Source organism: Herbiconiux sp. VKM Ac-2851 (assembly GCF_013205105.1).
GTDB lineage: Bacteria > Actinomycetota > Actinomycetes > Actinomycetales > Microbacteriaceae > Herbiconiux > Herbiconiux flava.
In genome coordinates, this window is sequence record NZ_JABMLJ010000002.1 from 122,675 (window position 1) to 143,803 (window position 21,129).

Sequence of the window (21,129 nt, forward strand, 5' to 3'; positions counted from 1 at the left end):
CGTCGCAAAACGCCCTCTCGGAGCCCTGAGAGGGCGTTTTTCGACGGATCGGCTCGATTTCAGGCCAGGGCGGCGGCCAGTTCGGCCGTGAGGGCCGCGAGCGCCCGCTCGTGGCGGTCGGAGGGGGCGAAGCGGCCCTCCTCGAGGTGCTCGGCCACCCACGCGATCTCGACGTTCGCCGCGATACCGCGCAGCTGCAGGTTCGCGAGCACCGGCTGCAGCGCCACGACCGCGCGGGTTCCGCCCGACAGCCCGCCGTAGCTGACGAGCCCCACGGGCTTGCCGGCCCACTCGTGCACGAGGTAGTCGAGCGCGTTCTTCAGCGGCGCCGTGTAACTGTGGTTGTACTCGGGCATCACGAACACGAAGCCGTCGGCGCGGTCGACCGTGGCGCTCCAGCGGTGCGTGTGGTCGTGCCGGTAGTCCCTGAGCCGCGGATGCGCGGGCTCGTCCAGCAGCGGAAGCCGCAGCTCCGCGAGATCCGCCACCTCCACCTCGAAGGCGCCGCAGGTCCGGGCGGCATCGACGACCCACTCCCCCACCACGCCGCCGACGCGGCCGGGACGAGTGCTGGCGATCAGGACGAGAAGGCGCGGTCGGGCATCCATGCCATTCATCGAACCACCTCGGCGAGCGGACGGCTCTCCCAGCGCGCCCAGTCGGCGCTGATCGCGGCCGCCGTGGTGAGCAGCTTCGGCAGGTGCTCCCCGACGAGGGTCTCGACGCTGGTCTCGGCGGCGTGGGCGTTGACGTTCACCGCGGCGACGACCCGGCCCGAGCCGTCGCGCACCGGCGCCGCGACCGAGCGGATGGCCGGAGCGAGCTGCTGGTCGGTCAGCGCCCAGCCCGCGGCCCGCACCTCCCGCAGCGACTCCGCGAGCTCGGCCGCGTCGGGATGCCAGGCCGGCACCACCGGCGAGCGGGACGGCTCGGCCAGCACCTGCTCGAGGGTCTCGCGGTCGAGCGCGGCGAGCAGCACCTTGCCCAGCGAGGTCGCGGCCGCCGGGAAGCGTGTGCCGATCGAGACCGACAGCGCCACCAGCTTGGGCACGGCGACCCGCGCGACATAGACGATGTCACTGCCGTCGAGCTCGGCCAGCGAGCACGACTCCCCCGTCGCGCGGCTCAGCTCGGTGAGGTGCGGGCGTGCGATCTCCCAGAGGTTCGAGGCCGAGACGTAGGCCATGCCGAGGTCGAGCACCCGGGCGGTCAGCGAGTAGCTGCCGCCCTCGGCCCGCACGTAGCCGAGCTCGGCCAGGGTGAGCAGGATGCGGCGCACGGTCGGCCGCGCGAGCCCCGTCGCCGTCGACAGCTCGCTGAGGCTGAGGCTCTGACCGCTCACGCCGAAGGCCGTGATCACGTCGAGCCCCCGGGCGATGGCCTCGATGAACTCCGGTCCGGTCGCGTCGCGCATGGGCCTCCTCCGGTCATCCGTCCGCTGCTGTCGTCTCCAGTAGTACCGCATCCCGGCGCGGGCTGGAAGTCGGCCGGCCGCTCTTGACACCGGACACCGGATGCATTTCACTGGTGCCATCCGCACAGCGGACAGTTGACCGGAATCGATGGAGATGACATGGCACGCGCCTCGACCGCACTGCCGGAGCCCGGACGGGCCGCGACCGGCGGCGCGCTCGAAGGCCTCCTGGTCGCCGACTTCTCCCGCGTGCTGGCCGGCCCGTTCGCCACCCAGCAGCTCGCCGACCTGGGCGCCACCGTCGTCAAGGTCGAGAGCCCCGCCGGTGACGAGACGCGGTCGTGGGCCCCGCCCGAACGCGACGGCGTCTCGACCTACTACCTCGGCATCAACCGCAACAAGTACGACGTGGTGCTCGACTTCCGCGACGAGGACGACCGGGCCGCGGCCCTCGAGCTGGCGAGCCGGGCCGACGTGGTGATCGAGAACTTCAAGCCGGGCGGGCTCGCCAAGTTCGGGCTCGACCACGACTCCGTCGCGGCCGTGAACCCCGGGATCGTCTACGCGTCGATCAGCGGCTTCGGCAGCGCCGGCGGAGCGTCGCTGCCGGGCTACGACCTGATCGTGCAGGCCATGTCGGGCCTGATGAGCCTCACCGGCGACCCCGACGGCCCCGCCTACCGCAGCGGAGTCTCGGTGTTCGACGTGATGACGGGAATGCAGGCGACCATCGGCATCCTCGCGGCGCTCGACCACCGCTCCCGCACGGGCGAGGGGCAGCACGTCGAGGTGAACCTGCTCTCGACCGCCCTGGCCGCGATGGCCAACCACTCCTCGACGTACGTCGCCGGCGGGTCGGTGCCCTTCCGGATGGGCAACGCGCATCCGAGCCTGTTCCCGTACGAGCCGCTGCCGGCCAGTGACGGCGAGATCATCGTCGTCGCGGCGAACGACGGCCAGTTCCGGCGACTCGCCGAGGCGCTCGGTCTCCCGGAGCTCGCCGAGGACGAGCGATTCGCCCGAACCGAGGACCGCAACCGCAACCGCGGCGAGCTGCGGCCGCTGCTGGTGGAAGCCCTCGCGGCGCACACCATCGGCGAGTGGTTCGACCTGCTCACCGAGGCCGGCATCGCCTGCGGGCCCATCAACACCATCGACGGGGGCGTGGCCCTGGCCGAGCGGCTCGGGCTCGAGCCCGTGGTGAGCGTCGGCGACGGCGACCGCGCGGTGCCGATGATCCGCAACCCGATCCGCTTCTCGCGCACCCCGGCGCGCTACGACTCCCCGCCGCCGGCGCTCGGCGAGCACGACACGCTCATCCGGGGCTGGCTCGCCCGCCCGATCGCCCAGGAGGGCCCCCATGCCTGAGTACCCCACCGCCATCGGCACCAGCACCACCGACACCATCTCGCTGCTCGGCCACGACCTCGCGGGCGAGCTGCTCGGGCAGATCTCGTTCGGCGAGCTGGCCTACTGGCTCGCCACCAAGCGTCGGCCCACCCCGGGCCAGCTGCGGGTCTTCGAGGCCGTGCTCGTCTCGCTCGCCGACCACGGCTTCACCCCCACCGCGATCGCCGCCCGGCTGACCTACTACAGCGCCCCCGACTCGCTGCAGGGCGCGATCGCCGCGGGCCTCCTCGGCGGCGGCTCCCGCTTCCTGGGCGTGACCGAGGACACCGGGCAGTGGCTGCACCGGGTTGTCGAGCCGCTCGGCGACACCTCCGGCTACGGGACCGAGGAGTGGGACGCGGTGGCGCTCGAGGCGCTCGGCGCCACGAAGGCGGCCGGGGCCAAGGTGCCAGGGCTCGGGCATCCGGTGCACAAGAACGGCGACCCGCGCACGCCCGTGATCATCCGCATCGCCGAGGAGGCCGGGGTGAAGGGGCCGCATCTGGAGCTGTTCGAGGCCGTGGGGCGCGTGCATCCGCAGGTCGTCGGGCGCACCCTGCCCCTGAACGGAGCCGGCGTCGCCGGAGCCGCCCTCGCCGACGCGGGGCTGCCCGTCGACCTGCTGCGCGGCTTCGCCCTGCTCGCCCGCACGGCCGGCCTGATCGGGCACCTGGCCGAGGAGCGGGAGAACCCCATCGGCCCGACCGTCTACGGCGAGGTCGACCGCAACGCCGTGTACACGCCCCCCGCCGAAGCATCGTCGAAGGAGGACTGATGGCCGACCTCACCGCGGTGCTCGCCACCACCCATCACCCGTTCTACCTCAAGGCCACCCAACTCACCCCGCCGGAGGAGCGGATGCCCCAGGCCGCCGAGTGGACGCGCAAGGTCGAGGCCTACCGCGCGACCCTCACCGCGGCGCGGCCCGACGTGCTCGTCATGGTGGGGTCGGACCACTTCCACCAGTTCTTCCACGACAACTACCCGACGTTCCTGATCGGCAAGCAGCCGCGGTACGACGCGACCTTCTCCAACGAGGAACGCGAGTTCAGCATCCCGACGTACCTGCTGGAAGGGCACGAGGAGCTCTCGGGCTTCCTGCTGCAGGGGCTGATGGACCGCGGATTCGACTTCTCGGTCAGCCACGAGCTGAAGATCGACCACTCGATCATCTGCCCGATCATCACGACCCGGCCCGACGCCGACCTGCCGATCGTGCCGATCTACACGAACATCTTCGCGCCGCCGCTGCCGAGCCCGAAGCGGTTCTGGGACCTGGGGCGGGCCATCCGCGAGGTCATCGACGAGTACCCCTCCGATCAGCGGATCGCCGCCGTCGGCAGCGGCCACCTCTCGCTCGAGCTCGGCGGCCCGCGCCAGTTCGGCGAGACCGGACCCGACCCCGAGTTCGACCGGCAGGCCATCGAGTGGCTCTCGAACGGCGACATCGGGGCCATCCTCGAGAACGTCACGCACGAGTCGATGGCTGGGGCCGGCAACGCGACCCACGGCTTCATGGACCTGATCCTGATGATGGGCATCGCCGGCCCGGTGAAGGCCGACTACGTCGACAACCTCGACCTCTTCCACACCACGGAGGCGTACTTCACCTGGTACCCGAACGGTGACCCGCGATGAGCGCCGACCCACGATGAAGGGAGACCCGCGATGAGCGTGTACTACGTGAACAAGTTCCTCTACCAGGTCGACCGCGACCCCGGGCTGCTCTCGGCCTACAAGGTGCACCCGGTCGAGCTGGTGGCGCGCTGGGAGGCCGACCTCGGCACCCGGCTCGGCAACGGCGACCCGGCCGAGCGCACCACCTGGCTGTCGTTGACGGATGCGGAGCGGACGGCGCTCGTCGAGCACGACTACGTGGCGCTGTTCGAGATGGGGGCGCACTTCTTCCTGTGCCTGACGATCTTCATCGCCATCTACGACGACGACTACGCCCTCGCCCAGGGGCCGCTGTCGTTCCAGCGGGAGTACGCCGCGAAGCTCTCGCACTGGCTGGGCAAGGACTACCCGACGGTGGCCCTCTGAGCGGGCATCCGCTTCTCACTCACCCCGACACGCCCTGCATTCTCACCCCTCGGCAAAGGAGCCGCTCATGACCGCACCCGCCCTTCCCACCGACGACCGCCCGATCGTCTTCCGCGACGCCCTCGTGCTCACGATGGACGACCGGCACGAGATCATCCGGCACGGCGACGTGCTCGTGATCGACGACCGCGTCGCCGCCGTGGGCGTCGGGCTGGCGGTGCCCGACGGCACCTTCGAGATCGACGCGGCCGGGGGCATCCTGATGCCCGGCATGATCGACACGCACCGGCACATGTGGCAGACCGCCATGCGCGGCTACGGCGCCGACTGGACGCTGACGCAGTACTTCGTCTGGTACTACCTCGAGCACGGGAAGCACTTCCGGCCCGAGGACATCTACGCCGGCAACGCCCTGTCGGCCCTCGACGCGATCGACGCCGGTGTCACGACCACCGTCGACTGGTCGCACGGCCTGCGCACGCTCGAGCACGCCGAGGCGGCGCTGCAGTCGCTGCGGGATGCGCGCGGCCGCTTCGTGTTCGCGCCGGGCAACATCTTCGGAGCGCCCTGGGAGTGGGCGGCGAACCCCGACTTCACGGCCTTCATCCGGGCGAACGACACCGGCTCCGACCTGCTGCGGTTCCAGCTGGCGTTCGACGTGACGGGCGACCCGGCCTTCCCCGAGCGCGGCGCGTTCGAGGTGGCGCGGGAGCTCGGGCTTCCCGTCACGACCCACGCCGGCGTCTGGGGTGCGACGAACGACGACGGCATCCGGCTGATGCACGAGAACGGGTTCATGCAGCCGTCGACGGTGTACGTGCACGCGGCGACGCTCAGCAACGACTCCTACCAGCGCATCGCCGCGACCGGCGGCTCGGTGTCGCTCTCGACCGAGAGTGAGCAGAGCTGCGGGCAGGGCTACCCGCCGTCGTGGGTGCTGCGCGAGCACGGCATCCCGATGTCGCTGTCGGTCGACACCAGTGTGTGGTTCTCGAGCGACCTGTTCACCGCCATGCGCTCGACCCTCGGCGCCGACCGCTCCTGGGAGCACACGCAGGCGCACGAGAAGGGCGAGACCGTCACGCACTCGCACCTGCGCGCCGAGCACGTGGTCGACTGGGCCACCCGCGGGGGCGCCCGGGCCCTGGGCCTGGACGACGTGACCGGCAGCATCGAGGTGGGCAAGAAGGCCGACCTGGTGCTGCTGAAGAACGACGGCTCGCCCTCGATGTTCCCGATCACGAACCCCTACGGACACGTGGCGCTGCAGGTCGGGCGGGCCGACGTGCACACCGTGCTCGTCGACGGGCGGGTGGCCAAGTACGACGGGTCGCTCGTCGGGCACGACCTCGCGCGCACCCGCGCGGCGGTCGAGAGCACCGTCGACCACCTGCAGTCGGTGCTCGGCGACACGACCTGGGGCGAGGGCATGAACCCCGACATCCCCGAGACCAAGGTGCTCGACAACCCGTACATGTACACGGAGTTCCGCACCGCGGCGACCCACTCGGCGATCGACTGAGGCGGGGCCGCCCTCCCCCCCGAGAACCGTTCGAGCCGTCGCAAAACGCCCTCTCGGAGCTGTGAGAGGGCGTTTTTCGACGGCTCGGTTCAGGGGAGGAGCGGCGCGAGGAAGGCGCGGAGCGCCGTCGCCGTCTCGGCGGCGGTGAGGCCGCCGTCGGCGCGGAGGATGCGCCACGTCGTCGCGTCGCAGACGGCGACGATCTGCGCCAGGCGCAGGCGCTGCGTCGCCCCGTCGAGCGACGGGTCGAGGTGCTGCTCGAAGGTGCGGCGGCACCAGTCCACGTGGTAGGCCCGGCCCCGCGAGGCGAGGTCGACGAGCCCGGGCACGAGCGGCGCCTCCGAGTACGTCTTCAGGATGAGCGCCCCGTACACCTCGTAGTGCTCGACCAGCGCCTCCACCGTGGCGGCGACCGAGGCCTGCGCCGCGGCTTCGCGGGCGGCGGCGATACGGCCGAGCTCGCGCTCCACCACCGTCGTCATCAGCCCCGGCTTCCCGCCGAAGCGCCGGATCACGGTCTGCACCGCCACGCCCGCGTCGGCGGCCACGTCGTCGAGGCGGATGCGCTCGTAGGGAGTGTCGGCGAAGCGCGTCAGCATCGCGTCCACGATGCGCTCGCCGGTCGCCTCGGCCGACTCGGCCCGCACCGACATGCGGTACTCGCGGGGCTTCCCGCCGGAGTCTCGCGCTTTCATGTGACTTAGGCTAACATCACTTTTCATGTCAACCTCACTCACTCCGAATGATCGTCTCCGCACGCAGCTGGTGCCCACCCGCCTGGGCCGCCTGCACGTGCGCGCCACCGGCCCCGCCGCCGGCCCCCTGACCGTGCTCTGGTCGTCGATGTTCGTCGACAGCAGCACCTGGTTCCGGATGCTCCCGCTCCTGCAGCGCGCCCACCCCACCCGCGCGTTCGCGCTGATCGACCCGCCGGGCCTCGGCCGCAGCGACGCACTGACGCGCGCCACAGACATCCGCGGCGCCGCCGACGCCGCGCGCGACGCCCTCGCCGTGCTGAACCCGGACGGGCGGCCCGTCGACTGGGTCGGCAACGCCTTCGGCGGCCACGTCGGCTACGAGCTGGCGGCCGACCCCGGCCTCCTGCGCTCGTTCGTCGCGGTCAGCGCCCCGGTCGAACCCATCTCGATCGAGCTGCGGCAGCGCATCAACCTGCTGGCGCCGGTGCTGCGGCTGGTCGGGCCGGTGGGTCCGGTGCGCGCGGCCGTGCTGGACGCGATGCTCACCGACGCCTCGGCGGCCGATCCGGGCATCCGGAGCACCGTGCTGGAGAGCCTCGGGCGGCCCGAGCGACGGAGCATGAGCCTCGCGCTGCGGTCGTTCATCCTGAACCGGGTCGACGTGTCGGCGCTGCTGCCGCGGCTCACGGTGCCCAGCCTGTTCGTGGCCTCCGACAACCGCGGCGACTGGAGCCCGGCCGACGCCGAACGATCGGCCGCAGCCGCCGGGCCGATCGCGCGGGCGGTCACGATCGCGGGCGCGCGCACCCTCGTGCCGCTCGAGCAGCCCGCAGCCCTGGCGCGGGTGGTCGGCGAGTTCTGGGGCGAGGTGGAGTCAGGAGGCGGCGCCTAGGCGATCGACCAGAAGTGGGCGGTGCCGCCCGGCTTCTCGACCGTGATCGCGGTGTCGAGGTCGCGGTACTGCGCGTCGAGCGTGTGGCCGACCATCTTGATCGCGATGGTGCCGTCGAGGTTCGGGGTGACCTTCGAGACGATCATCGTGTGGTCGACCCCGTTGTCGTTCTGCGGATCCCAGTCGAACATCACGACGTCGCCGATCTTGACCTGGTCGCGCTGGGTGATCTCGAGCCGCGTGGTGTCGGGGCGGGAGGCGTAGTAGGCGTCCATCTGGTTGCCGCGGATCCAGCTGTAGCTGTAGTCGCCGGTGGTCGCGTACTCGCTGTACCAGTTCTCGTCCTGCACCCAGCCGCGCGCGAGCATGGCCTGGTTGACGAAGTTGCCGCAGTCGTTGTCGGGGAACTGGCCCCACTCGGCGAGGTTGTAGTCCTTCCAGTAGGTGAAGGCGTAGTTCATCTGGCTGTCGACCGGGGTCTGCACCTCGTAGCCGAAGCCGCCGTCGAGCACGACCTCCGAGCCGTCCTCGAGGGTGACCGTCACGGGCACGGCAGCCACGGCGAAGTCGACGGATGCGGGGGTCACCACGGTCAGCGTGCGGTCGTCGACGACGGCGAAGGAGGGCGCGGCCTCGGCGCCGAAGCGCACCGTGGCGACGGGTGAGTCGCCGTCGAACCCGGATCCGGCGACGGTGACCTCGGCACCCCCGGTGAGACTGCCGGTGGCGGGCGAGACGGCCTCGAGGGCCACGCGGGCGTCGGCCGAGGCGGAGTCGGCGGAACCGGAACCGGAGCCGCTGCCGGAGGCGCCGCCCGCGCAGCCGGTGAGGGCGAGGCTCGCGACGGCGAAGGCCGCGACGAGGAGGGTGAGCGAACGGCGGGACGGGCGCGCTGAAGGACGTCGGGTACTGCTTCGGGGCATGAGGTCCATGGCAACACATCTTCATTTGTGTCCCCTATGAGGGGGACGGGCTTGACAGCGCGCAGCCCCGCTGTCAAGCCGGTGGGCGGATGCGGTCGGCCGGGAGATCGTAGGGGCACGACCACCGGAAGGCAGACGCAATGGGACGCCCCTACGCCCTCATCCTCGGCATCATCCTGATCTCGCACGGCGGGGTCGGGCTGTTCATCGAGGGCGAGCACATCCTCGGCATCTTCAACACCGACTTCGCGATCGACCTGATCTACCTCGCCTGCGCGGTCGCGCTGCTGGCCGTCGGCTTCGGGCACGACAACGCGAAGGCCATGCGCCTCGTGCTCGCGGTGGTCGGCGTGGTGCTCGGCGGGCTCGGTCTCGCGGCGCTGGCCGACGACACGGTGTTCGGGATGCTCCCCACCGGCCTCACGAGCTTCGACATCATCATCCTGTTGACCGCCGGCGGCGGCGCCCTGGTCTCGGCGGTCGCGCCGCGCACCGCGGCCCCGCTGATGTCGGACGGCGTCGCCGTCATCGGCTGACCGACCCGTCTCGCGCCTCCCGACGCACACGGAAACACGATTTTCGCAGTTCCTCCTTGACGTGGGACAACCACGCGCTTACGCTCCTGGTAATCCCAAGAGAGCGCTCTCACAGCACGCACGGTCGCGTGATAGAGCGCTCTCATAGACACGCACAAAGGAGTGACCGTGAGTCTTTCACGACGCACAAAAGCCGTAGCCGCCGTCGCGGGCGCGGCCGCCATCGCCCTTCTCGCCGCCGGCTGCTCGGCCGGCGACTCGTCGTCGTCGGGGGGCTCCGACGACAAGGTGGAGCTGACCGTCACGACGTTCGGCACGATGGGCTACGACGACCTCTACGCCCAGTACGAGGCCGACCACCCGAACATCACCATCAAGCCCACCAACATCGACACCGGCGACAACGCCAAGACCGACTGGCAGACCAAGGCCGCCGCCGGCGCGGGGCTGCCCGACGTGCAGGCCGTCGAGGAGGGCTGGCTGAGCGCCGTCATGCAGGTCTCCGACCAGTTCAACGACCTCAGCGACTACGGAGCCGACGACATCAAGGACCGCTGGGTCGACTGGAAGCTCGCCCAGGCCACCGACAAGGACGGCCGCATCATCGGCTACGGCTCGGACATCGGCCCGGAGGGCCTGTGCTACAACCGAACCGCATTCGAGGCGGCCGGCCTGCCGACCGACCGCGAGGAGGTCGCGACGCTCTTCGGCGGCGACGACGCCACGTGGGACAAGTACTTCGAGGTCGGCCAGCAGTACAAGGCCGCGACCGGCAAGGCCTTCTACGACCAGTCCGGCTTCCTCTGGAACGCCATGGTGAACCAGCAGCCCGAGGGCTACTACACCAAGGACGGCGAGCTGAACGTCGACGGCAACAAGGACCTCCAGAAGCTCTGGACGACCCTCTCCGCCGCCACCGAGTCGGGCCTGTCGGCCAACCAGACCGCCTGGGACTGGGGCAAGGGCAAGGCCTTCACCGACCAGACCTTCGCGACCTTCGTCTGCCCGGGCTGGATGCTCGGCGTGGTGAAGGGCCAGGTCACGGCCGCGGGCGGCGACGCCAGCACCGGCTGGGACTTCGCGAACGTCTTCCCCGGCGGCGCGGCCAACTGGGGCGGCAGCTTCCTGACCGTGCCCACGCAGTCCAAGCACCCGAAGGAGGCCGCCGAGCTGGCCGCCTTCCTCACCGACGCGAAGTCGCAGGCCGCGGCCTTCGGTGTCGCGGGCACCTTCCCGAGCGTGACGGCCGCCCAGACCGACCCCGCCGTGACGGGCACGAACGAGCTGTCGACGTTCTTCAACGATGCCCCCATCGGTGAGATCCTCGCCAAGCGCGCCGACGGTGTCGTCGCCCAGTACAAGGGCCCGGACGACTCGGTCATCCAGTCGCAGGTCTTCGGACCCGCGATCCAGCAGATCGACTCGGGCAAGGCCGACGGCGCCGCCGCCTGGGACAACGCGCTCGAGCTGCTGAACCAGCTCGTCGTCAACAAGTAAGCACCCGGGGGTGGGCGGCCTCGGCCGCCCACCCCCACTCATTCCCTGCCGCAGCCACCAGGAAGCCGCCATGACCGCCACCCTCACGCCGCCGACGTCGGACACGACGCCGCACGAGCCCTACCGCCCGAAGCAGCGCACCCCCTTCGCGTACTGGCGCAGCCGCTTCGACGTGAAGGCCTCCCCCTACCTCTACATCGCCCCGTTCTTCGTGCTGTTCGGCCTGGTCGGACTGTTCCCCCTCGTCTACACCTTCGTCGTGTCGCTGAACGAGTGGAACCTCCTCTCCGGCCCCGCCGGCTTCGTCGGCCTCGACAACTATGTCGCCGAGCTGAACGACCCCTTCTTCTGGAACTCGCTCTTCAACACGGTGAGCATCTTCCTGCTCTCGGCCATCCCGCAGCTGGTCGGCGCGGTGCTGATCGCGGCGGTGCTCGACCAGAACATCCGCGCCAAGACCTTCTGGCGGATGAGCGTGCTCATCCCCTACGTCGTGACCCCCGTCGCCGTGACGCTGATCTTCTCGAGCGCCTTCGACGAGAAGTACGGCCTGATCAACAACGTGCTGCAGACCCTCTCGATCGACCCCGTGATGTGGAAGACCGAGACTCTCCCCTCCCACGTCGCCATCGCCTCGATGGTCAACTGGCGCTGGACGGGCTACAACGCCCTGATCCTGCTCGCCGCCATGCAGGCCGTGCCGCGGGACATCTACGAGTCCGCCGCGCTGGACGGCGCCGGAGCGATCAGGCGCTTCTTCTCGATGACCTTGCCGAGCATCCGCCCGACCATGATCTTCGTGATCATCACGGCCACCGTCGGCGGCCTGCAGATCTTCACCGAGCCCAAGCTGTTCAACCCCACCACCGCCACCCCCGGCGGCCCGCAGAGGCAGTACCAGACGACCGTGCTCTACCTCTGGGACCTCGCGTTCAACCGGCAGAACTTCGGCAAGGCCTCCGCGGTCGCGTGGCTGCTGTTCCTGATCATCGTGCTCTTCGGGGTGCTGAACTTCCTGATCTCGCGGAGAATCGCCTCGGTCGAGACGCGGTTCATCGCGAAGAAAGCCGGCAGGGCCGTCACGAAGGGAAAGCGATCATGACCACCACGAGCATCCGCCCGGCCGAGACGGCCGCCGCGCCCGAGCCCACCGAGCCGCGCCGCCGCCGCAAGCCGCTCGGCATCGACAAGCGGCCCGGGTTCCTCACCTACGGCCTGCTGATCGTCTTCTTCGTCGCCGGCACCTATCCCCTCTACTGGTCGTTCATCGCCGGCACCAGCCCGAGCTCGGTGCTCACCGAGACCTGGCCGCCGCTCCTGCCCGGCGGGCAGTTCTGGCAGAACGTCGGCGAGGTGATGAACACGGTGCCGTTCTGGACGTCGCTGCTGAACAGCATCATCGTCTCGAGCGTCATCACCGTCTCGGTCGTGCTGTTCTCGACGCTCGCCGGCTACTCGTTCGCCAAACTGAAGTTCCGCGGCCGTGAGGGGCTGCTCGTGTTCGTCATCGCGACCCTCGCGGTGCCCACCCAGCTCGGCATCATCCCCCTGTTCATGGTGATGAAGCAGTTCGGCTGGACCGGCACCCTCGGCGCCGTGATCGTGCCCACCCTGGTGACCGCCTTCGGCGTGTTCTTCATGCGGCAGTACCTCGTCGACGTCATCCCCGACGAGCTGATCGAGGCCGCCCGCGTCGACGGCGCGAGCATGCTGAGCACGTTCTGGCACGTCGGCATCCCGGCCGCGCGCCCGGCGATGGCCATCCTGGGCCTGTTCACCTTCATGACCGCGTGGACCGATTACCTCTGGCCGCTGCTCGTCGTGCCGCAGAACCCGACGCTGCAGGTGGCGCTCAGCCAGCTGCAGTCGGCCAAGTACGTCGACTACTCGATCGTGCTGACCGGCGCGGTGCTCGCCACCCTGCCCCTCCTGCTGCTGTTCGTGCTCGCGGGCAAACAGCTCGTCTCCGGCATCATGGCGGGCGCGGTCAAGGGCTGAGCCGAGCTCTACACTGGAGTTCGGCAGACCCTGAGGAGGCCCCGTGAGCGAGATGTCGTCGGGGCGTGGGCGGGACGCGCATCCGGCCCCCACGCTCGAGATGGTGGCGGCCGCCGCCGGGGTGTCGCGGGCGACCGTCTCGCGGGTGGTGAACGCGGCTCCCAATGTGTCGGATGCGATCGCCGAGGCCGTGAACGAGGCCATCCTCAAGCTCAACTACGTTCCGAACCGCGCGGCACGCTCGCTCGTCAGCCGGCGCACCCAGGTGATCGCGCTGGTGGTGCCGGAGACGACGGCCAAGCTGTTCAGCGACCCGTTCTTCGCCACCGTGGTGCAGGGTGTGGCGCTGTACCTCTCCGACACCGACTTCACGCTGAACATGCTGATCGCGTCGGAGATGCGCTCGGAGAAGACGCGTCGCTACCTGCTCGGCGGCAACGCCGACGGGGCGCTCGTGGTCTCGCACCACGAGGGCGACCACTCCTACGACCGGCTCGACCTGTCGCTGCCGATCGTCTACGGCGGCCGGCCGCTGCTCGAGAGCGAGAGCGAGAGCTACTTCGTCGACGTCGACAACGTGGCGGGCGCGGCCGAGGCGACGGCCCACCTCGTCTCGACCGGCCGCCGGTGCATCGCGACGATCGCGGGGCCCCAGGACATGCCGCCCGGCTTCGACCGCCTGCGCGGCTTCCGACGGGCGATGGCGGATGCGCGGCTGCGCTCGGATCTCGTCGAGTACGGCGACTTCACCCCCGACTCGGGTGCCGAGGCGATGCGGCGCCTGCTCGATCGCGGCGAGCCGATCGACGGGCTGTTCGCCGCGAACGACCAGATGGCGGCGGGGGCGTACTCGGTCATCCTCGAGCGGGGGCTGCGCATCCCGCACGACATCGCGGTCGCCGGCTTCGACAACAACTACTTCGGGTCGACCGCCGTGCCGGCCCTGACGACGATCGACCAGCCCTCGCTCGAGCTGGGGCGCGCGATGGCCGAGGTGCTGGTGCGGCGCATCGAGGGCAAGCCGGTCGAGCGGGTCACGATGATGCCGACGCGGCTGATCGTGCGGCCGTCGACGGCGCCGCGCGAGGCCTGACGCGTCTGCTGCGTCTGCGCGTCTGGTGCGTCTGCTGCGTCACTTCGGCGAGGCGGGTACCGGCAGAACCTCCCTCGGGGCGGGGCCGCGGCTTAACGTGGAGGCATGACCGATGCGCGCGCCGAGATCCGGGAGTTCCTGACGTCGCGCCGAGCCCGCATCACGCCCGAGGAGGCCGGCCTTCCGGCCTACGGCGGCAATCGGCGGGTGAGCGGGCTGCGGCGCGAGGAGGTCGCGATGCTCACCGGCGTCTCGGTCGACTACTACGTGCGCCTCGAGCGCGGCAATCTGGCCGGCGCCTCCGAGAGCGTGCTGGATGCCCTGGCCCGCACCCTGCGCCTCGACGGCGCCGAGCGCCAGTACCTCTTCGACCTCGCTCGCAACGCGGGCCCTGTGCGCGCCCGACGCGAGAAGGTGTCGACGGATGTCCGGCCGGCGATCCGGCAGGTGCTCGACGCCATGGCGGACGCACCCGCGTGGGTGCGGAACGGTCGCCACGACATCCTCGCCGCCAACCGGATGGGCCGAGCCCTCTACTCCCCCGTCTTCGACGACCCGCGCCGACCCGTCAACACCACCCGCTTCACCTACCTCAACCCGGCGGCGCGCGAGTTCTGGCGCGACTACGACCAGATCGCCGACGACGCGGCCGCGATGCTGCGCCTCGAGGCCGGGCGGAATCCGCACGACGAGGGCCTGATCCGGCTGGTCGGGGAGCTGTCGACGCAGAGCGAGGTGTTCCGGCAGCGCTGGGCGTCGCGCGACGTGAAGTACCACCGCAGCGGCCGCAAGCGCCTGCACCATCCCGTGGTCGGCGACCTCGACCTCGACTACGAGTCGATGGAGCTGCCGAGCGAACCCGGCCTGGTCATGAACGTCTACACGGCACCGGCCGGCTCGCCCACGGCCGACGCCCTGGCCCTGCTCGCGTCGTGGGCGGCGAGCCAGGAGGACCTGGTCAGCCTCGAGGCGTGACCTTCAGGGTCGTCTCGAGCACGTCGTCGCCGGTGATGGCGCCGACCGGGCCGGCGCCGTAGCGGTCGTACTTCTGGTGCAGCGCCGCGTCGAGCGCCTCGCGCACTCCGGCGTCGGCGAGCTCGAACGTCACGTCCTTCTCGACCCCACCCGAGCTGATCCTCCCGACGCCGGCTTGCCGGGCCCGCCGGAACCAGCCGTTCTCGGGCCCGTGCGCCGAGCGGATGTAGAGCTCGCCACCGAGGGTCGAGTGCCAGATGGTCGTGAAAGGCCGCAGGCTGCCATCGGGCCGTTCAGAGGTCACGCGCAGCTCGTCGGCGCCGCCGATGCGGCGCAGCTCGTCGTCCGTCCAGGTCACCATGCTCAATCCTTCCGCGCGGACGGGTACTCGTCGGCCGTGAGCTTGTCGCCCCAGACCGTCTCCGGCTCGTCGCCGGCAGGCGCCTCCCAGAGGGCGAGGTGCGACAGGAACTGGTCGGGAGCGGCCCCGTGCCAGTGCCACTCCCCCGCGGGCGTGTGGACGGTGTCGCCCGGGCGCAGCTCGATCAGCTCCTGGCCGCGCGACTGCACGAAGCCGGCGCCCTCGGTGACGTGCAGCGTCTGGCCCACGGCGTGCGTGTGCCAGGCCGTGTGGGCGCCCGGGGTGAACCGCACGAGATTCAGGCGGACTCGCGACGGCTCCTGTCCGGCGTAGTAGCTGTTGAAGTAGACGTCGCCGTCGAACCACTCCTCCGGCCCCTTGGCCGTGGGGGTCTTCGGCTGCGTGCTGGTGCTCATCGGTGTTCCTCTCTCGAGCGGGCGGTGTGTCGTGCATCCAGTACACGCCGGCGGTCGGGGCGGCGGGAGTGCCTGGTGTGACGGGTACCGACAGGCCCTCCCTGGCATCGTCCGCCCGGCGTAGCGTCCCCGTCATGACTGCTGCGGTCACGAAAGGACCAGCCATGGACTACCGCCCCCTCGGACGCACCGGCGTCTCCGTCAGCCCCCTCTGCCTCGGCACCATGATGTTCGGCCCCTGGGGGAACGAGGACCGGGCCGACTCGATCCGGATCATCCACCGCGCCCTCGACGCCGGCATCACCTTCGTCGACACGGCCGACGTCTACTCGGCCGGTGAGTCCGAGCGGATCGTCGGCGAGGCCCTGCGGGGCCGCCGCGACGACGTCGTGCTCGCCACGAAGTTCTTCATGCCGATGGGGGACGACCCCAACCGGCGCGGCGGCTCGCGCACATGGATCATGCGCTCGGTCGAGGACTCGCTGCAGCGCCTGCAGACCGACTACATCGACCTCTACCAGGTGCACCGCCCCTCCCCCGACACCGATGTGGAGGAGACGCTCGGCGCGCTCAGCGACCTCGTGCACCAGGGCAAGGTGCGGATGATCGGGTCGTCGTCGTACTCGGCAGGCCAGATCGTCGAGGCGCAGTGGGCCGCGCGTGAACGGACCCTGCAGCGCTTCGTCACCGAGCAGCCGCCGTACTCGATCCTCGTGCGGGGTGTCGAGGAGGACGTGCTGCCCACCGCCCAGAGGCACGGCATGGGCATCCTGAGCTACAGCCCGCTCGCCGGCGGCTGGCTCTCGGGCCGCTGGCGGAAGAATGCGGATGCGGCCCCCACCTCGAGCGCGCGACCCCCGGCACGCTTCGACATGTCGTCCCCCGCCAACCAGCGGAAGCTCGACGTCGTCGAGGAGCTCGCGCAGCTCGCTGAGCAGGCCGGCATCAGCCTGGTCGAGCTGGCGATCGCCTTCGTCATCCGGCACCCGGCCGTGACCTCGGCCATCGTCGGGCCCCGCACGATGGAGCAGCTCGAGTCGCAGCTGCCGGCGGCCGACGTCGTGCTCGACGACGAGGTGCTCGACCGCATCGACGAGCTGGTGGCGCCCGGGGTCACGCTGAACCCCGAGGACAACAGCTACGGCGCCACGTCGCTGACCCCGGCGGCCCGGCGCCGCTGACGGCTCCGGCGGTCTAGGGGCCTAGGAGCGTGCGGAAGACGGCGCGGAGCGGCTCGGCCAGTTCTTCGGCCGTGGCCGAGGCGAGAGGTTCGGCCGCCGCCGCACTGCGGAGCATGACCGCGCCGAGGAGGGTCGAGATGGCGAGCTGCGCGCGCAGGAGGACCGCCGCGGTCGCGGGGTCGTCCTCGCGCCAGCCGGCCGCGGCCGCGAGACGGCGTGTGAAGTGCTCGAGGGTGCGGCGGCGGATGCGGTCGGCGTTCTCGTCACCCGACGAGCGCAGCAGCAGCAGGAGCTGCAGGGGGTCGTCGCCATCCGGTGCGTTGACGACATGCAGAACGAGGCGGTCGATCACCGCTTCGAGATCGGATGCGCGGGCCGGCGTCTGGGTGTCGAGCTCGTCGGAGGTGCGGGCCATGCACGCCTCGAACAGGCCCTCCTTCGAGACGAAGTAGCGGTTGATCAGCGCGACGTTGACGCCCGCGTCGGCGGCGATGGCGCGCACGGTGGTGGCGCGGTAGCCGTCGGTCGCGAAGCGGCGGCGGGCGGCGCGCACGAGGGCCCGTCGGGTCACCGCGGCGTCGCGGCCCGACCGGATCAGTTCGTCGTCGATGCTCATGCCCGAGCCACTGTACCGGCTCGCAGGCGCGTGTAAACAGAAGTTGACTTAGTGCAACGACAGGACGATACTTCTCAAGTCAGCATCTGCTTACATACCCGAGGAGCGTCATGTCCACCACCACCCGGAGCCCGAACACGGGTTCGGTGCCCACCACCGCGGCCGCCCGCGGACGGGGCACGGCGATCATCCTGTTCCTCTCGCTCGGCGGGCTGTCCTTCGCCGTGCTGCAGTCGCTCGTCGCGCCCGCGCTCGGCACGATCGGCAGCGACCTGGGCGTCGCGACGACCGACGCGAGCTGGGTGCTGACCGCCTACCTGCTCTCGGCGTCGGTTCTCACACCGATCCTCGGGCGGCTCGGCGACATGGTCGGCAAGCGCCGCGTGATCATCGTCGTGCTCGCGCTGCTGCTCGTCGGCACAGTGCTCGCCGCCCTCGCGCCGAACCTCGGCGTGCTGATCGTCGCCCGCATCCTGCAGGGCGCCGCGGGCGCCGTGATGCCGCTGTCGATCGGCATCGTGCGCGACGAGCTGCCGAAGGAGCGCGTCAGCGTCACCATCGGCCTGCTCTCGGCGATCTTCGGTATCGGCGCCGGCGTCGGCATCGTGGCCGCCGGCCCGATCGTCGAGGCGCTGTCGTGGCACTGGCTGTTCTGGCTGCCCGCCGTGCTGGTGGCCATCGCGCTGCTGGGAGCGATCTTCGGCATCCCGGAGTCGCCGGTGCGCACGCCCGGCCGGCTCGACCTCGTCGGCACCGCCATCCTGACCGTCGGACTCGTCGGCCTGCTGCTCGCGATCAGCGAAGGCGAGAAGTGGGGCTGGGGCGACGGCAAGACGATCGGCCTGCTCGCGCTCGGCGCCGTGGCGTTGGTCGTCTTCGTGCTCGTCGAGCTGCGGGTCAAGGAGCCGCTGATCGACGTGCGGCTGTTCACGCACCGCGGCGTCTGGACCGCGCACGTCGTCGCCCTGGCGTTCGGCTTCGCGATGTTCGGGACGTTCATCCTGGTGCCCACCCTGCTGCAGCTGCCCTCGGCGCTCGGCTACGGGTTCGGGCTGTCGGTGACCGAGGCGGGGCTCTACCTGCTGCCCACCGTCGTGGCGATGGTGATCTCGGGCGTGCTCGCCGGCATCCTGATCCGGCGGGTCGGGCCGAAGATCCCGATGGTGCTCGGCGGGGTGTCGGTGACGGTGGCCTTCGTGCTGCCGGCGCTCGGGCACGGCGAGACGTGGCAGATCCTGCTCTCGGGCATCCTGACCGGCATCGGCATCGGCATGGCCCTCGCCGCCACCTCGAACGCGATCGTCGAAAGCGTGCCGGCCGCGCAGACCAGCGAGGCGATCAGCGCGAACACGGTCATCCGCACGGTCGGCAGCAGCGTCGGCACCGCGGTGATCGCGGCGCTGATCTCGTCGAACGTGTCGCCGCAGGGCGCGCCGCTCGACGACGCGTTCACCGTGGGCTTCTGGGCGTCGGCGGGGGTCGGGGTGCTGGCGATACTCGCGGCGCTCGTGGCGCCGTCGCTGCGGGCGCGCCGTCGCGAGGCGGCCGCGGCGGGCGTCACCGACGCCCCCGAGCTCGAGGGCCGCTAGGGCGAGGGCCGCTAGGGCCGGGGCCGACGCCCAGACCCCCGCGGCGTCAGGCGCGCAAGCGCCGAACCGCCGGCACCGCAAGGGCCGCCGCGGTCGCCGCCACGACCAGCGCGGCGCAGCCGAGCAGCGTCGGCGCGGTGCCGAGACGGTGCGCGAGCGGGCCGACGAGCACCTCGCCCAGCGGGATCGCGAGGAACGAGCCGACCATGTCGAACGAGTAGACGCGCGACAGCGCCTCGCGGGGCACGTGGGTCTGCAGCGACTGGTCCCAGGCGATGGCGAAGACCTCGAGGGCGACCCCGCCGAGCGCGAAGGCGACGATCAGCACGGGCACCGCCGCAGCCCCGGCGGCGGCAGGCCCGAGACCGCCGGCGACGACCGCGAGCGCCACGACGGGCAGTGCCGTCAGCGCCATCCCGCCGACCCCGACCGCGAGCGCCCGGCGCGGACGCCAGCGCAGCGCCACCACCGCCCCGAGCGCGAGACCGCCCGCCTGCGCCGCCACCACGAAGCCCCACCCGGCCCGGCCGAACGTCTGGTCGGCCACGAGAGGCCCGAGCACCGTCGTCGCGCCGACGAACGCGGCGTTGAGCACGCCGAACTGCGCCACGACCACCCATACCCAGCGGCGGCGGGTGAACTCCCGCCAGCCCTCGCGCAGCTCGCCGATCGCCGCTCGCAGACCGGCCAGCAGGCCGGCCCGACCCGGCGGCGGCGGGGTGACGGATGCGCGGGGCAGCCGCATCCGCGAGAAGAGCAGCCCCGCCAGCGCGAACCCGGCCGCGTCGATCGCGAGCCCCCAGCCCGGCCCGACCGCGGCCACGAGACCGGCGCCGGCCGCCGCGCCCACGATGCTGGAGCCGTTCAGCCCCAGCCGCAGCAGCGCGTTCGCGGGGCGCAGCTCGGCGAACGGCACGGTCTCGGGCACGAGCGCCGCCGCGGCGGGGAGGCTGACCGCCGCGACCGCCCCGTTCAGCGCGCCGAGCAGCACCAGTGACGGGATCGACGCCGTTCCCGTGAGCACCAGGGCGGCGACCACGCCCTGCGTCAGCGCCGCGGCGAGCGAGGCACCGACGAGCAGCAGGTCGCGCGGCAGCCGGTCGGCGAGCACACCGCCGGCCAGCAGCACGGCGACGTTCGTGATCGAGCGCGCGGCGACGACGACGCCCAGGTCGGCCACCGAGCCCGTGAGGTCGAGCACCGCGAAGGCCAGGGCGATCGGCGCGACGGCGTTGCCCAGGATGCTCGTCGTGCGGGCCGCGAGCAGCCACCGGTACGCGCGGTGCCGGAGCGGCCCCGGCAGCCGCGGACGCCCGGCGAGCGACGTGCCGGCAGGCGACGGTGGAGCAGGTGGCTGCACGGGGGCCGGCGACGGCACGGCGGGCGACCCCGAGGCAGGCGGCGGCGCGCCGCTCACGGTCGCCGCAGCGGGAACAGCTCCGCCGTCATCGACACGGGCGCCGTGCCCGGTGTGCGCGCCGGACGCGCGGCCTCGTGCAGCAGCGCCGAGGCGGCGCCCACGGCTCCGACGACGCGCCGCCACGTCGCCGGGTCGACCCACAGCTCGGCGTCGGTCGTCAGGTGCGGCCCTGCGACCCGCAGTGCCGAGCGCCGGCGCAACTCGTCGATCACCGCCTCCACGTACTCGGCGCGCTCCTCCGACGCCGCGCCGCCGGCCACCGCCTCGTCCAGCCGGAACGGCTCGGCCGACGACTCGTGCCGGTAGCGCTTCGCGTCACCGCCCCGCACACGCACCACCTCGACCACCCGGATGAGCCCGGCCCGCTCGAGCACCCGCAGGTGGTAGCTGGCGGCGGCCTGGGAGACCCGCAGCTCGCGTCCGGCCTCGGCCGCGCTCATCGCGGTGGCCGTCAGCAGCGACAGCAGCCGGAGGCGCACGGGGTGGGCGGTGGCGCGGAGGACGTCGAGGGAGGACATGGAGCCATCGTGCGGGCCGCGCATCCGACCGTCAAATAGCTCTTTGGG

General features: G+C 71.4%; 23 protein-coding genes. 14 read left to right on the forward strand and 9 right to left on the reverse strand.

Features of this window, described 5'->3' with window-relative positions; translation table 11 throughout:
- Window positions 1-59: 59 nt before the first annotated feature.
- Both HQQ85_RS07300 and HQQ85_RS07305 read right to left on the reverse strand, forming a co-directional pair.
- Window positions 60-608, reverse strand: a complete 549-nt coding sequence (locus HQQ85_RS07300; protein ID WP_216851582.1) for an NADPH-dependent FMN reductase — start codon at window positions 606-608, stop codon at window positions 60-62.
- Window positions 609-613: 5 nt separating this feature from the next.
- Window positions 614-1,414, reverse strand: coding sequence for an IclR family transcriptional regulator C-terminal domain-containing protein (locus tag HQQ85_RS07305; protein WP_173181886.1), 801 nt, complete (start codon window positions 1,412-1,414; stop codon window positions 614-616).
- A 159-nt stretch (window positions 1,415-1,573) separates the two neighbouring features.
- Here HQQ85_RS07305 and HQQ85_RS07310 point away from each other — a divergent pair, with 159 nt between their 5' ends.
- From HQQ85_RS07310 to HQQ85_RS07330, 5 genes are all read left to right on the forward strand, one after another.
- Entirely contained in the window at window positions 1,574-2,782 is a 1,209-nt protein-coding gene (locus HQQ85_RS07310) for a CaiB/BaiF CoA-transferase family protein (RefSeq protein WP_173181887.1), read from the forward strand.
- A complete protein-coding gene (locus HQQ85_RS07315; RefSeq protein ID WP_173181888.1) occupies window positions 2,775-3,578 on the forward strand; it encodes a citryl-CoA lyase in 804 nt (267 codons plus the stop codon). Before HQQ85_RS07310 ends, HQQ85_RS07315 begins: the two co-directional genes overlap by 8 nt.
- Window positions 3,578-4,441, forward strand: a complete 864-nt coding sequence (locus HQQ85_RS07320; protein WP_173181889.1) for an extradiol ring-cleavage dioxygenase — start codon at window positions 3,578-3,580, stop codon at window positions 4,439-4,441. Before HQQ85_RS07315 ends, HQQ85_RS07320 begins: the two co-directional genes overlap by 1 nt.
- 30 nt (window positions 4,442-4,471) lie before the next feature.
- On the forward strand, window positions 4,472-4,846 hold the full coding sequence (locus HQQ85_RS07325) for a hypothetical protein (protein WP_173181890.1): 375 nt from the start codon (window positions 4,472-4,474) through the stop codon (window positions 4,844-4,846).
- 67 nt (window positions 4,847-4,913) lie between these two features.
- The gene (locus tag HQQ85_RS07330) at window positions 4,914-6,368 is read left to right on the forward strand and encodes an amidohydrolase family protein (RefSeq protein ID WP_173181891.1); all 1,455 of its coding nucleotides are present in this window, start codon (window positions 4,914-4,916) and stop codon (window positions 6,366-6,368) included.
- 89 nt (window positions 6,369-6,457) lie between these two features.
- Here the strand turns inward: HQQ85_RS07330 and HQQ85_RS07335 are convergent, their stop codons facing one another.
- Window positions 6,458-7,063: a TetR/AcrR family transcriptional regulator gene (locus HQQ85_RS07335; RefSeq protein ID WP_173181892.1), complete on the reverse strand. Its 606-nt coding sequence runs from the start codon at window positions 7,061-7,063 to the stop codon at window positions 6,458-6,460.
- A gap of 25 nt (window positions 7,064-7,088) precedes the next feature.
- Here HQQ85_RS07335 and HQQ85_RS07340 point away from each other — a divergent pair, with 25 nt between their 5' ends.
- Complete coding sequence (locus tag HQQ85_RS07340; protein ID WP_173181893.1) at window positions 7,089-7,958, forward strand: alpha/beta fold hydrolase; 870 nt, start codon at window positions 7,089-7,091, stop codon at window positions 7,956-7,958.
- Here HQQ85_RS07340 and HQQ85_RS07345 read toward each other — a convergent pair.
- A complete protein-coding gene (locus tag HQQ85_RS07345) occupies window positions 7,955-8,890 on the reverse strand; it encodes an amidase domain-containing protein (RefSeq protein WP_173181894.1) in 936 nt (311 codons plus the stop codon). The two genes, HQQ85_RS07340 and HQQ85_RS07345, sit on opposite strands and share 4 nt — an antisense overlap.
- 131 nt (window positions 8,891-9,021) lie before the next feature.
- On the opposite strand from HQQ85_RS07345, the gene HQQ85_RS07350 reads away from it, so the two are divergent.
- The 6 genes from HQQ85_RS07350 to HQQ85_RS07375 all read left to right on the forward strand — a co-directional run bounded on the left by HQQ85_RS07350 (window position 9,022) and on the right by HQQ85_RS07375 (window position 14,980).
- Window positions 9,022-9,417 (forward strand): hypothetical protein, encoded by a 396-nt coding sequence (locus tag HQQ85_RS07350; RefSeq protein ID WP_173181895.1) that lies wholly within the window; start codon window positions 9,022-9,024, stop codon window positions 9,415-9,417.
- Window positions 9,418-9,585: 168 nt separating this feature from the next.
- A complete protein-coding gene (locus tag HQQ85_RS07355; RefSeq protein WP_173181896.1) occupies window positions 9,586-10,914 on the forward strand; it encodes an ABC transporter substrate-binding protein in 1,329 nt (442 codons plus the stop codon).
- Window positions 10,915-10,984: 70 nt separating this feature from the next.
- Complete coding sequence (locus HQQ85_RS07360) at window positions 10,985-12,016, forward strand: carbohydrate ABC transporter permease (protein ID WP_173181897.1); 1,032 nt, start codon at window positions 10,985-10,987, stop codon at window positions 12,014-12,016.
- Window positions 12,013-12,912, forward strand: coding sequence for a carbohydrate ABC transporter permease (locus tag HQQ85_RS07365; protein ID WP_173181898.1), 900 nt, complete (start codon window positions 12,013-12,015; stop codon window positions 12,910-12,912). Before HQQ85_RS07360 ends, HQQ85_RS07365 begins: the two co-directional genes overlap by 4 nt.
- Before the next feature lie 52 nt (window positions 12,913-12,964).
- Window positions 12,965-14,005, forward strand: coding sequence for a LacI family DNA-binding transcriptional regulator (locus HQQ85_RS07370; RefSeq protein WP_173182856.1), 1,041 nt, complete (start codon window positions 12,965-12,967; stop codon window positions 14,003-14,005).
- Between the two features lie 105 nt (window positions 14,006-14,110).
- Window positions 14,111-14,980 (forward strand): helix-turn-helix transcriptional regulator, encoded by an 870-nt coding sequence (locus HQQ85_RS07375; RefSeq protein ID WP_173181899.1) that lies wholly within the window; start codon window positions 14,111-14,113, stop codon window positions 14,978-14,980.
- Here HQQ85_RS07375 and HQQ85_RS07380 read toward each other — a convergent pair.
- Both HQQ85_RS07380 and HQQ85_RS07385 read right to left on the reverse strand, forming a co-directional pair.
- The gene (locus tag HQQ85_RS07380; RefSeq protein ID WP_173181900.1) at window positions 14,964-15,341 is read right to left on the reverse strand and encodes a DUF2255 family protein; all 378 of its coding nucleotides are present in this window, start codon (window positions 15,339-15,341) and stop codon (window positions 14,964-14,966) included. The genes HQQ85_RS07375 and HQQ85_RS07380 overlap by 17 nt on opposite strands.
- 2 nt (window positions 15,342-15,343) lie before the next feature.
- A complete protein-coding gene (locus HQQ85_RS07385; RefSeq protein WP_173181901.1) occupies window positions 15,344-15,757 on the reverse strand; it encodes a cupin domain-containing protein in 414 nt (137 codons plus the stop codon).
- 164 nt (window positions 15,758-15,921) lie between these two features.
- On the opposite strand from HQQ85_RS07385, the gene HQQ85_RS07390 reads away from it, so the two are divergent.
- Window positions 15,922-16,938, forward strand: a complete 1,017-nt coding sequence (locus tag HQQ85_RS07390) for an aldo/keto reductase (RefSeq protein ID WP_173182857.1) — start codon at window positions 15,922-15,924, stop codon at window positions 16,936-16,938.
- A gap of 13 nt (window positions 16,939-16,951) precedes the next feature.
- On the opposite strand, the gene HQQ85_RS07395 is transcribed toward HQQ85_RS07390, so the two are convergent.
- The gene (locus tag HQQ85_RS07395) at window positions 16,952-17,554 is read right to left on the reverse strand and encodes a TetR/AcrR family transcriptional regulator (RefSeq protein ID WP_173181902.1); all 603 of its coding nucleotides are present in this window, start codon (window positions 17,552-17,554) and stop codon (window positions 16,952-16,954) included.
- A 110-nt stretch (window positions 17,555-17,664) separates the two neighbouring features.
- Between HQQ85_RS07395 and HQQ85_RS07400 the strand changes: the two genes are divergently transcribed.
- Entirely contained in the window at window positions 17,665-19,143 is a 1,479-nt protein-coding gene (locus HQQ85_RS07400) for an MFS transporter (RefSeq protein ID WP_173181903.1), read from the forward strand.
- Between the two features lie 46 nt (window positions 19,144-19,189).
- Here the strand turns inward: HQQ85_RS07400 and HQQ85_RS07405 are convergent, their stop codons facing one another.
- Together HQQ85_RS07405 and HQQ85_RS07410 are read right to left on the reverse strand one after the other, a co-directional pair.
- Complete coding sequence (locus HQQ85_RS07405; protein WP_371741808.1) at window positions 19,190-20,560, reverse strand: MFS transporter; 1,371 nt, start codon at window positions 20,558-20,560, stop codon at window positions 19,190-19,192.
- A complete protein-coding gene (locus HQQ85_RS07410) occupies window positions 20,557-21,081 on the reverse strand; it encodes a helix-turn-helix domain-containing protein (protein WP_173181904.1) in 525 nt (174 codons plus the stop codon). Before HQQ85_RS07410 ends, HQQ85_RS07405 begins: the two co-directional genes overlap by 4 nt.
- Window positions 21,082-21,129 lie beyond the last annotated feature (48 nt).